General features: G+C 32.6%; 15 protein-coding genes. All 15 read right to left on the bottom strand.

Annotated features, from left to right (window positions below):
- Window positions 1-63: 63 nt before the first annotated feature.
- Window positions 64-345, bottom strand: coding sequence for a hypothetical protein (locus tag QZZ53_RS12200; RefSeq protein WP_296385044.1), 282 nt, complete (start codon window positions 343-345; stop codon window positions 64-66).
- Between the two features lie 32 nt (window positions 346-377).
- Window positions 378-1,319: an L-histidine N(alpha)-methyltransferase gene (locus tag QZZ53_RS12195; RefSeq protein ID WP_296385043.1), complete on the bottom strand. Its 942-nt coding sequence runs from the start codon at window positions 1,317-1,319 to the stop codon at window positions 378-380.
- 1 nt (window position 1,320) lies between these two features.
- A complete protein-coding gene (gene egtB / locus QZZ53_RS12190; protein ID WP_296385041.1) occupies window positions 1,321-2,475 on the bottom strand; it encodes an ergothioneine biosynthesis protein EgtB in 1,155 nt (384 codons plus the stop codon).
- A 1-nt stretch (window position 2,476) separates the two neighbouring features.
- Entirely contained in the window at window positions 2,477-3,700 is a 1,224-nt protein-coding gene (locus QZZ53_RS12185) for a bifunctional alpha/beta hydrolase/OsmC family protein (RefSeq protein ID WP_296385039.1), read from the bottom strand.
- Complete coding sequence (locus QZZ53_RS12180) at window positions 3,682-4,227, bottom strand: peptide-methionine (S)-S-oxide reductase (RefSeq protein WP_296385036.1); 546 nt, start codon at window positions 4,225-4,227, stop codon at window positions 3,682-3,684. Before QZZ53_RS12180 ends, QZZ53_RS12185 begins: the two co-directional genes overlap by 19 nt.
- A gap of 29 nt (window positions 4,228-4,256) precedes the next feature.
- Window positions 4,257-4,538 carry a DUF427 domain-containing protein gene (locus QZZ53_RS12175; RefSeq protein WP_296385034.1) on the bottom strand — a complete coding sequence of 94 codons (282 nt, stop codon included), beginning with the start codon at window positions 4,536-4,538 and terminating at the stop codon, window positions 4,257-4,259.
- Window positions 4,539-4,550: 12 nt separating this feature from the next.
- Window positions 4,551-5,510: an aldo/keto reductase gene (locus QZZ53_RS12170; RefSeq protein ID WP_296385032.1), complete on the bottom strand. Its 960-nt coding sequence runs from the start codon at window positions 5,508-5,510 to the stop codon at window positions 4,551-4,553.
- Window positions 5,511-5,972, bottom strand: a complete 462-nt coding sequence (locus QZZ53_RS12165) for a carboxymuconolactone decarboxylase family protein (protein WP_296385030.1) — start codon at window positions 5,970-5,972, stop codon at window positions 5,511-5,513.
- 159 nt (window positions 5,973-6,131) lie between these two features.
- Window positions 6,132-6,638 carry a peptide-methionine (S)-S-oxide reductase MsrA gene (gene msrA / locus QZZ53_RS12160; RefSeq protein WP_296385027.1) on the bottom strand — a complete coding sequence of 169 codons (507 nt, stop codon included), beginning with the start codon at window positions 6,636-6,638 and terminating at the stop codon, window positions 6,132-6,134.
- A 118-nt stretch (window positions 6,639-6,756) separates the two neighbouring features.
- Window positions 6,757-7,014: a peptide methionine sulfoxide reductase gene (locus QZZ53_RS12155; protein WP_296385025.1), complete on the bottom strand. Its 258-nt coding sequence runs from the start codon at window positions 7,012-7,014 to the stop codon at window positions 6,757-6,759.
- A 16-nt stretch (window positions 7,015-7,030) separates the two neighbouring features.
- A complete protein-coding gene (locus QZZ53_RS12150) occupies window positions 7,031-8,599 on the bottom strand; it encodes a protein adenylyltransferase SelO (protein ID WP_296385023.1) in 1,569 nt (522 codons plus the stop codon).
- Between the two features lie 56 nt (window positions 8,600-8,655).
- Complete coding sequence (locus tag QZZ53_RS12145) at window positions 8,656-9,186, bottom strand: N-acetyltransferase (RefSeq protein ID WP_296385021.1); 531 nt, start codon at window positions 9,184-9,186, stop codon at window positions 8,656-8,658.
- Between the two features lies 1 nt (window position 9,187).
- On the bottom strand, window positions 9,188-9,682 hold the full coding sequence (locus tag QZZ53_RS12140; RefSeq protein ID WP_296385019.1) for a redoxin domain-containing protein: 495 nt from the start codon (window positions 9,680-9,682) through the stop codon (window positions 9,188-9,190).
- A gap of 153 nt (window positions 9,683-9,835) precedes the next feature.
- Window positions 9,836-10,297: a peptide-methionine (R)-S-oxide reductase MsrB gene (gene msrB / locus QZZ53_RS12135; RefSeq protein ID WP_296385017.1), complete on the bottom strand. Its 462-nt coding sequence runs from the start codon at window positions 10,295-10,297 to the stop codon at window positions 9,836-9,838.
- Between the two features lie 189 nt (window positions 10,298-10,486).
- A complete protein-coding gene (locus QZZ53_RS12130; protein ID WP_296385016.1) occupies window positions 10,487-11,323 on the bottom strand; it encodes an AraC family transcriptional regulator in 837 nt (278 codons plus the stop codon).
- Between the last annotated feature and the right edge of the window lie 541 nt (window positions 11,324-11,864).

Below are 11,864 nucleotides of genomic sequence, written 5' to 3'. Positions count from 1 at the left end.
AAAAAAGTGATTTTATAATTCTATCAATTATTATTAATCAGGTGGCACAAATGCAGCATACCTTTAATTATTACTGCTTATGCTATAATCCATTTTACAAGTCTCACAAATGTATTCATTGTCCTTAGCAGTAATCTTATCTAGTTTTCTGGCAACATCCTGTACAAAGTTGTTATAAGTGTCGTCATCATAATTGCCGTCATGACCTTTTTTAAACTTGTAATATTCACCTTCCCATTCTTGCTTTCCCCAACAATTTGGGCATACACCTTCTGGAGCAATACCTGTTTCTTCGTTATTGTCTTTTTTATTAAAATAGCTTTTTAGGTTTTGAATAAGTCCCATAATATTAATTTGTTAATGATCGATTTAATTAGCTATTTCACTAATAATGTATCTGTAAAATAGTGTTTACAATCTAAAAAATGTTTTTCAACTTTAAATCCACTATGTTCAGCAAGGTTTTCTATTTCATCATGGCTGTATTTTTTTGATAATTCTGTCCAAATTAATTCATCATAGGCAAAATCAAAACTAATATTAAGCTTTTTAAGTAACACTTTTTGGTTGCGTAGGCTGACAATATAGCTCCGTAAATCACCACTTATAGGATTGTAATGGCAGTAAAAGTCGAAATCATCTATCTTAAAATCCCCATCAAATTCTCTATTTATTCGCAATAACAAATTAAGATTAAAGCGCTTTGTAATACCATGCTTATCAAAATACGCATTGTGAACAATTATTGGATTCTTTTTCACATCAACACCTAGTAAAAGTGCATCGCCTTTCTTCATATTATCATTAAACAATTGTAAAAGGTTGACGGCTTCTTTCTCATGATAATTCCCAATATTACTACCAAGGAACAACAATAAACTAGGAATGTTTGTTTGCACATTCTCTTTAGAAAGAATCTTAAAATAATCACCAACTCTAGGATGAATAGAAAGCTTTGGCAGTTTAGCCTCAAGCTTTTTAGTTAAATCATCCATGGCACCTTGTGAAATATCAATAGGCACATAATGAAAATCAACATTATTATTCACCAAATATTCGAGCAATTTAAAAGTCTTAAAACCATCGCCAGCACCTAACTCTATGATATTAAAAGGTTGATTAAAATTAACAGCATCAATGATTTGTTTGGCCTGTAATGACAAAATCTCGAACTCACTATCTGTAAGATAGTATTCTGGCATTTCCATAATTTCTTGAAAAATGCGACTTCCAGAATCGTCATAAAAATATTTTGAAGAAAGTTCTTTTTGTTGTTTAGAAAGACCTTCAATAACATCTTTCGCAAATTGTTCATTCATATTATTTGGCTAATCTTAGTCCAGAAAACATCCATCGCATTGTTGGATGAAAAAAGTTTCTGTAGGTATTTCTACTATGATTTTTGGGTGTAGCTATAGATGCTCCTCTTAATACTTGCAAACCAATCATAAACTTGCCATTGTACTCACCAAGCGCTCCTTCTGCTTTTGTGTAATTTGGGTAAGGTTGATATGCACTTGCTGTCCATTCCCATAATTTTCCCCAATTAAATTTTGAAGATGCTACCTCCCACTCAAATTCTGTTGGTAATCGCATACCTTTCCATTCTGCAAAGGCAAAAGCTTCGTAGTAGCTAATGTGCATGACTGGTTCTTCTAGATTAAGATCTTCTAATCCATTGAAGGTATAATACTTCCACTTTCCATAGGTAAGATGCCAATATAGAGGTGCTTTTATGTTATTACTGTTGATAAAATCCCAACCATCTGCATGCCATAAATTAAAGTTCTCATAGCCACCAGCTTCAATAAATTCGAGATATTCTTTGTTCGTAATGAGCTTATTAGAAATTTCAAAAGGGTGAATATAAACTTTATGGACACCTAATTCAATATCGAAGCAGAACTCATTGTCTTTATATCCAATTTCATAAACACCTTCTTCTACTGCAATAAAATCTTCTGAATGCGTTTCTTTCTGAATTAAAAACTCACCTCCATACTTTGGAAATGTAGGTTGATGTCCAAAAATGTATTTAATATCGTAGGCTAATAATTCTTGATGTTGTTGTTCGTGATTAACACCAATTTCTAAACATTCTAATAGTTCTTCAGACTGACTTTTACTTAACAAATCTACCACATGCTCGGTCACATGCTTACGATACGCATAGACTTCTTTTACAGTTGGCCTAGTCATTAAACCTCTATTTGGTCGTAAAATTCGGTCACCTGCATTGTTATAATAACTATTAAACAAGTAAGCAAAATCATCATCAAAAACTTGATAATCTTCTTTGTATTTCTTTAAAACAAACTGCTCAAAAAACCATGTGCTATGTGCCAAATGCCATTTTGGTGGTGACACATCTAGACATGGCTGTACCGAATAGTCTTCGTTTTCTAATGGTTCACAAATGCGTTCTGTAGCATTTCTGGTTTCTATAAATTTTGTAGTTAAAGCTTCTATATTCAAACTATGCTTCTATTATTTTAGTATCAAACACAACTTCACTTGCGACTGTTTTATGTACTGGACATCTCGAAGCAATCTCTTTTAGACGTTGTTTCTGAGTATCATCTAGGTTACCAATAAATTTCAATCGCTTTGAAATGTGATCTAAATAGCCTGGCTTCTCAACATCGAGCATTAACTCATCGCTGTGTTTTCTTGCATGTGAAATATAAACATAAACTTCTTGTAAATCCCATTTTTTTCGCTCTGCATATAACTTTAATGTCATTGCTGTACATGTTGCAATTGCTGCGTTTAAATATTCATAAGGAGATGGACCAAAATCATCTCCTCCAACACTACTTGGTTCATCTCCAATAAACGTATGCTTTTGGGTTTGTAATTGCGTTGTGAAATTGTTTTCTATTAAATCGAGATGTGCTACCAATTGCTCACCTTCTGTACTTAACATTTCGTTTTCAAGTTGTGGAAAATACAATTTCACCCATTCGCCAATCATTCGTCCTGCATATTCACTATGTTTTGAATTCATGAGTAAGTGATCTGCATCATGCAAACTCACAAAACTTTTTGGATGTAAGGCATTGTGATACAATTGTTGTGCATTTTCGATACCAACAATACGATCAAAAGGTGCATGCATTACTAAAATTGGCTTACGAAGCTTTTTTGTAATTGCTGGTAAATCAGTTTTACCAAAATCATTTACAAATTCTTGATTAACTTTAAAAGGTCGTCCTCCAATATTTATTTCAACTTCACCTTTATTAGCGACTTCTTCTATGGCATGAGAAAAATGATGGGTTACATGCTCTACAGTTGCTGGTGCACCGATTGTAGCTACCGCTTTAATGTTTTCTAATTGAGACGCTGCAACAATAACTGCTGCTCCACCCAATGAATGACCAACCAATAGACTTGGTGCTTTATGGTGCTCTGTGATGTAATCATTAACAGCTATTAAATCTTCTACATTAGCCGAAAAATGACTTTCAGCAAACTCGCCTTCGCTTCTACCCAAGCCAGTAAAATCAAATCGAACAACTCCAAAACCATGAGCCGTCAACGCTCTTGAAATATTTTTTGTAGCATTAAGATTACTGCTACACGAAAAACAATGTGCAAAAATGGCGTAATAATTCGGCTTTTGATTTGCTGGCAACTCTAAATACGCAGCAAGCGTATAGCCTTTTTTGTTTTTAATTTCTATTCTGTTGGTTCGCATGATGCTTTAGTATTTAGATGTGCTACTTTGTTTAAGTCGGTATAATTGTTAAACCTTTCTAGCAGTAATTTTAACTTCGGATTTATAAATGTTTCACAAAATGGTTTTTGTGGATTCTTATAATAGTAATTGGTAATAGCCTCTCTTGATGGCTTAAACTCTGAAAATTGAAGCACTTGTGTTATCAGTTTATTTTCAAATTTAGATTGAAGTATTTCAAGTATATTCTTAATTTTATTTTCTTCTTCTTCTTCTTTGCTGAAAACATAAATTGCAGAGCGGTATTTTTTTCGCATGCTATGTTCTGATGTACTCTTATGTGTGTTCAAATGAATTTCAATAAGGACTTCTAATGGAATTAAGGTATCATCATAATCTATAATAACAGCTTCAGAAAGTGTATTATGTTCTCCGTCTGAAGCAATCCAACCTTGTTGAACGTCAATAATACCAATCAATGATTGAAACACAGCTTCTGTACACCAATGGCAACCACCTCCAAATCCTATTTTCTTAGAGTTTGTCATTTATAAATTAATAAGTATCCTTAAATTCTTTATTCTGTTATCTCTACACCTCTCCAAAAAGCAACGTGATCTTTAATCCCTTTAGCTAGTTCTGATGGTTGTTTATAATACCATGCTGCATCTTTGTTTTCTTTTCCGTCCACTTCTAGTGAGAAATAAGATGCTTCTCCTTTCCATGGACATGTAGAATGTAAATCGCTAGATTTTATATAGTCTTTATTTACACTTTCTGGCGGAAAATAATGATTGTTTTCTATAACAACTGTATTCGTACTTTCTGCAATGACTTTGTTATTCCAAATGGCTTTCATAATTCTATTTTTTTAATTCCATGTGAGTTGTTTTCTTTCTTGCCAATAATCGTTACTCGAAATTCCAAATGCTTTTAATTGTTCTATTTCAGATTTGGTTAACGCGAATTGATTTGCTTTTAAGTTCGCAATTAAATGTTCGCTATTATTTGCTCCACTTAATACTAAGGCTTCAGGAAATACTTCTGAACAATACCGCAACGCAATAGCATCTGCTCCAACATTATATTTTTTAGCTAAGCGATTCATAAAATCATACAGGTTATGATATTTCGAATACTTATTATTTGGTATCAATCTGCCATTAGCCAAGGTTTCTTTGATAATAAATGGTCCTGATAAATTTTGTAACGCTTCAGTATATTTTGAAACACTCTGGTCTAAAATATTATAGGTGTATTGAAACGATTGAAACAATGCTTCATTTTCAACTTGAATAGACAAGGCTTTTTCTAGTACTTCGGTTTGATTTGCTCCTGTTGTTGTGAGACCAATGGTTATGTTATGTTCTTTTTTTAATTCATGTAAGCGTTTCAGAACTTCTGAATTCTCAAGAACACCTGTATCCAAAGTCGCAGAATGAATTTGATACACTTTTAGATATGGTAATAATTGTTTTGAGTATTCCCATTGCTCATTCAGCTTACTTATAGAATGTTCTTTTACTTCGTGTACTTTAGCCTCTGGATTAAAATTTGCCACATAGGTATAACCCCATTTTGTGGATACTTTTATTCTAGAATCGTTTTTAGTCTGTAACCAATCTAACACTAATTGCTCTGCAAGCCCATAACCTGGTGCTGTATCAAAATTTCTGATGCCATTATTGTAAGCATCCTCCAAAACTTGGAATCCTTTTTCTTTAAAGTTCTGTAATGAGAATGATTCATCATCAGCCTTTTGTTTCACATTGATATATAATGGTCTTCCAATGGCTGCGGTTCCTAATCCAATATAGTTTTTGTGTTTCAATTATTCGAAATAAGGTGTTTCGCCTTGTGCTAATTTAAGACGTGTCCAAACATTCATATTAATTACTATAGCTGCGATTTCGGCTATTTCTACTTCAGAGAAATATTCTGTCATATCTGTATGATACTTTTGGAAATCTTTATCAATGCCTTCTGTTAACACATCGCAATAGGCTAAAGCCGTTTTTTCTTTTTTCGTGAATAATTCTCCATTATACCACGACGAAATATTATCTACCTTTTCTTCAGATATTCCTATCTCTCTAGAAGTCTTAGCATGTAGAATTATGCAATATGCACATTCGTTTTTTTGTGCCACACGTAAGCGTAATAATTGGGCTAGATTTTTATCTGTTGCTAAATCTGCTGTGTAACCAAAAGCTTTTGCCATTTGCTTTGCAATGCCTAAAAATGGTGTGCTATCTGGATCGAATCTTGTGTTTTTGAATTTTACTTCGCTCATCTTTTTTGTTATTATATGAAAAAAAACATCTGAAAAGTAAGTCTTAATGTCCGTTCAAGCGCAGTCGAGAACTTTAGGTTATTGAATATCATTAAGTTCTCGACTGCGCTCGACCAGACAAACATGTTGTTTTCAAACAATCTCTTATGCAATTATAAACTATACTTCTTCTTTAATAAAGCTTTCATCAAATCTTAAGAAATGACATGTGTAACCATTAGGGTTTTTTACCAAGTAATCTTGGTGATTTTCTTCCGCTTGCCAAAATGTTGCAAAAGGTTCTAAAGTAGTCACGACTTTACCATCCCATTTACCTGATTCATTAACAAGATTAATCATCTCTTCTGCGATTGTTTTTTCTTCTTCATTCTGAATGAAAATTGTAGAACGGTAACTTGATCCTCTGTCATTACCTTGTTGATCTACTGTTGTTGGATTATGAATTCGAAAGAAAAAATCTAAGATTTCTCTGAATGATGTTTCGCTTGGATCGTAAGTTAACTCAATACCTTCAGCATGACCTGGATGATATTTATAACTTGGATTATCATTTTCTCCACCTTGGTATCCTACTTCTGTATCTATAATTCCTGGACGAGATCTAAATAAATCTTCCATTCCCCAAAAACAACCTCCTGCTATATATGCTTTTTTATAATTTGTCATAATTCTTCCTCTTTTTAGATTAATAAATTCTTTCTTTTCTGTAGTCTTTAATTTCAGTATAAAATTACACTAAAACTGCTATTTTTTCTTGTACAAAATTCCTTTAAAAATTCACATTTTACTCATTGCTAATTAACACAACGTTTTTTAAAAAATGAATCACTTTCTGCTCAGGAATTTCACAAGGTTTTAATAATTCATTTGTTTTAGTGACATAATAATTTAGGCTAATAAAATCGTTGCCTCCTAATTCTTCGGCATATACTTTTAAAGAATTTCCCTTATTGAATATGGTTTTTGTTATGCCATATTTTTTATCATTGTATATGCCTTCGGAATAGCCTTCTTCAATTTTATCCATTAGTGCTTTTAACATGATAACATGGTTGCAGTTACGAACTACACGATAACATAGAACAACCTACTTTGTTTCTTGCCCATTCTGGACGTTTGGCGAACCATTTTTCATATTCTGGTTGCTCGTCGTAAGGTTTTTTAAGAAGGTTGAACAATTCATCTATTAATTCATAATTCCCTTTATCTGCATCATCTATAGCCAATTGTGCTATATAATTACGAAGTACATATTTAGGGTTTATTGTGTTCATTTCTGCTTTTCTGTCTTCTTCATCTAATGTTTCAACTAATAAGCGCTCACTATAATTTTTGAACCAGTTTTCCCATTTACCTTTTAACGCGTCTTTAATTTCAGAAGGTTCATAAAATGCTTTTCCAACTACTGAAAACCATTCATTAGTCTCTGTTTTTTTTAGGTTTGCCAGATTTCTAAAAAAGATAGTCATGTCAGTTTCAGAAAGCTGTAAAATAGTTTCAAGTTCTTCAACTAAATGCACATCTTTTTCGTCCTCAATTTTCAAACCTAATTTAGAGCGCATCATTCTTAAATAAGCAAAATCTACTTCAGAACGGTATGCATCTAAAATTGCTTCTAAAGGTTCTGCTTCATCAACTAAAGGATAAATAGCGTTTGCAAGTTGATACAAATTCCAGAGTACGAGTTGTGGTTGTGTGCCATAACGGTATCTTTTATTTGTATTGTCTGTTGTGTTTGGCGTCCAACCATGATCGTAGCCTTCTAGCCATCCATAAGGTCCATAATCTATAGTTAAACCTAAAATTGACATATTATCGGTATTCATTACACCATGTACAAAACCAACGCGCTGCCAATGAATGACCATTTCCATACTTCGCTCTGCGACGTCTTTAAAAAATGCAACATATACGTCTTTTGAAGGATCTCCTAAATGCGAATAATGATTTTTAATCGTATAATCCACTAGAGTTTTTAATGTTTTCACATCACCTCTCGATGGAAAAATCTCATAGCTTCCAAAACGCAAAAATGATTCTGCTACTCTAGAAACAATCGCACCTTTTTCGTAATCTGGATTGCCATTATACATCACATCTCGTAAAACTTGATCGCCAGATAATGATAATGACAATACTCTAGTTGTTGGTACTCCTAAATGGTACATGGCTTCGCTACATAGATATTCTCTTATTGAAGACCGCAAAACGGCTAAGCCATCGGCAGTTCTAGAATATGGTGTTTCTCCAGCACCTTTAAGTTGTAATGCCCAACGTTTATTGTTATGCTCAATTTCTGTTAAATTGATAGCTCTTCCATCACCTAATTGTCCTGCCCAATTCCCAAATTGATGTCCTGCATAACACATCGCATAAGGTTTTGTGTTTGGCAACACTTCTGCTCCAGTTACGACGTTTAAGAAGTCCGTTGTTTGACTATCGTCTTCTGAAAGCCCTAAATTATCTAGCATCTCTGGCGATGTATGAATCAACGATGGATTGCCTGGGGTTTTAGGTGTTACATAAGAAAAACACGCTTCTTTCACCTGTCTTCTAGAGTTTTCTAGAATTGGGTCAGCTGGTAATTCTTTATTAAATCTGTCTTTTATTTTGAGTTTTAATGCCATAATAATTCTCTTTCCTATTTACAAAGTTAGTACACAAATTCTTATGTGCTTAATTGTTATTGTATAATGGTTTTCCAATGCTCGCTTCGTCTTGCAACTGCTTTTATATAAGAACAAACTGCAACTGCTTTATAGCCTTCTTTTGTCAGTTGCTCAAAAGTCTTTTCTACTAGTACCTTTCCGATACCTTGACCTCTTAAATTAAAAGGTACTTTAGAATGATTAAGGTACATCTTTCCATCTCTTATACTGTAATCTATTTTTGCTAATTCGCCATTTATATCTAAAGTGAATCGCTTGTTTTCTTTATCGTGTACAATGTCCAATCTGCTAGGTATTAATTTGTTTAACCATTTTTCTATATCCTCTTTATACGGATTTCTTAATTTCTTTTTACCAATGGTAATGGTTGGGAAATTAAGTTTTCGGTTTTCGTAAAGACCACGCAGCTCTTCTGCGTGATCTTCATTTGCTTCTACATCCAAAAACTCATATGACAAGTCTGTTTTGTCTAATAGTATTTGATAATAGTGGGTTTTATGACAGCCATCTGTTCCGTATAATTTTATTTTCGGAATGTCTTTCATTCTATAAATCTTTTAAAAATCCGATCGCAGCATCTACATTAAGATGAAAATCTGCAAAAACCACATTATCATGTTTATCAATTAAAATAAACCATGGTGTACCACCAGTTTGGTAGTTAGTCATGATATTTGAGCGCGATTTCCCATCATCTCCTGCATCGTGACCGAATGGAATTTTTAATTCGTACTGTTTTTGAGTTTCTAATATTTTGTCATAGGTATTTTCATTATGTCCTTCGAACACGGTTTGAACTGCTAAAAAGGCAATTTTATCATTTCCTTCTAAAGCGTCAACCATTTTCTTTAAATCTGGTAATCCTTTACTATGACATCCAGGACACCAGCTTTGAAAACAGTAAATGATTTTAAATTTACCATCTAAATCTACCAATTTAATTTGGTCTGTCTTTTCTCCATTGGCATCAATCCAATCTTTTACATTAAATTCTTGTGCTTTAAAAACTTGTTTTTCTTGAATATTATTAGTGTTGTTCATTTTGCTTTTAATTTTTGAATTGATTTGTACTAGTATACTTATAGTAAGTAGCACAAAAACAATGATTAGTATAATTTTCATTATGCTTAAAAAAAAGAAAGAGAGTCCGAAGACTCTCTCATTATTATTAATAACAATTGAAAAAGTTTTCCTTTATTCTGTTTTATCTGTTTCAGTTTGAATTACCATCGATTCCGAATTAATACAATAACGCAACCCACTTGGCTCTGGTCCATCGGGAAATACATGACCTTGATGTGCATCACAAGTATTACACTGCACTTCTACTCTAACCATTCCAAAAGATATATCTCTAATGTATTTGATGGCATTCTCTTTTATTGGCTGAGAGAAACTTGGCCAACCTGAACCAGAATTGAACTTTATTGTAGAGTCAAATAATGGAGTTGCACAACATACGCAGTTGTATTTACCTTCATCATATCTGCTACAAAGTGCGCCAGAGTTTGGTGCTTCTGTACCAGATTTTCGTGTAATCCTGAATTGTTCTGGTGTTAGAATGGCTTTCCACTCTGCTTCCGTTTTTTCTACTCTACGGTCTGGTTTCGGGTTTCCTTTTACTGAAAAATTTATAACATCTTTCCAAGTTAACATACTATTATTCCTTTCTTTTAATTATGATACAAATTTACGACTTATTGTTTCATTTAGTCATATCGATTTTCCCTTGATTTTTATACATTTAACTCAAAATAGATATATTTAATTATCCAACATGGCAAATATAGTTTACAATTAAAGGTTTGAGCTTGCGTATTACTCATTCAAGTTTATACTTTTTACTCAATTAGAATTATCTAACTTATAGGCTTTTGGTGATTTACCTGTATGTTTCTTGAAGAATTTAGAAAAATGAGAAGCTTCATTAAAACCGAGAAAATATGCTATTTCATTCATGTTCTTGTCGGAATAACGTATTAATCGTTCGCCTTCTAAACAGATACGTTCGCTAATAACTTTAAGAGGTGATTTACTGTAGTAGCGTAAAAACACATTAGATAACGATTTTGGTGAAACATTTAATAATTCTGCATATTCAGCAACTTTATGTTTTTCTCTAAAGTGCATTTCTACCAATAAATTAAACTTTCTTATAATATCTAGTTTAGACTTTGGCATGTCTGCTTTGGGTAGAGTTTTCCTAGCAATACGAACAGATTTAATGAGTAATCTTTTTAATAAGACCAATAACATTTCACCTTGTATATCATCCGTTTCTTCAAATTCTTCAACAAAGAAATCATATAATAATGTAAAGCTTTTTTGTTCTTTTTCTGTAAGACCAACCATAATAGGTTGTGATGATCCAAGAAACAAAAAACCATTACATGCTACTTCAGAGTCGTGATCTCTAATACAATAAAATTCTCTATTAAAGGAATAGACAATAATCTCTTTGTTTTCAATTTGAAGGTCCAATTTATTTAAAGGTGTTGTAAATAGTAATTGGTTCTTTTTTAGAAAAACACGATAACCATCAACTCCTAGTGTTATCTCATCCCCTTTTGCCCAAATTATTTTATAACAATCTTGGTTGATATTCTTTGAGTGGAATTTTAGCATAGAGGTATCTACCAAATTGAATTCGCTATTTTGCTTGTCTTTGTAATGATATTCCATTCTCTATGTTTACGATTACACTTTCCAATAAAGAAAGATATTGCTATGTATTAATTTATAATTAAAACCTTTTATAAAAGTATGGAAAAAGGAGTAAGTACTTATGACACTATTTTATAAGTATTGTGGCTAAGAGACTCCGACACAAATCTGGAAAAAGTTCGGTTACACAAATTATAGACTTACTACCAGACTTATTTTCCTATACGGAAAGTGACTTTATAGTGTTTATAAAACCTGAAAATAAAAAGGCACAAATATGGTACAAATAATATCAATATTGTTACAACTAAAACAAAGTACTACATATGAGTCTAATAATATTATTAATTGACACAAAACAATTAAATTAAGGGCTACATCATTAGAATTAGAAATGCCTTTCTTGGATATATTGCCTAAGGATTATTCAGAAATCAGATATCATACTATTCGCCAAATTAAGATTGATAAATACCACTTCCGCATTTAGAAAACATCATTGGAATATTCTCTACCGTAGATGGCGAGTTACTACGTTTTATCGTTCAAACCAAATTAC

The organism is Winogradskyella sp., assembly GCF_016744625.1.
Classification (GTDB): Bacteria; Bacteroidota; Bacteroidia; order Flavobacteriales; family Flavobacteriaceae; genus Winogradskyella.
Note: the sequence above shows the minus strand (reverse complement) of the source record. Positions and strands in the feature narration are given on the sequence as shown.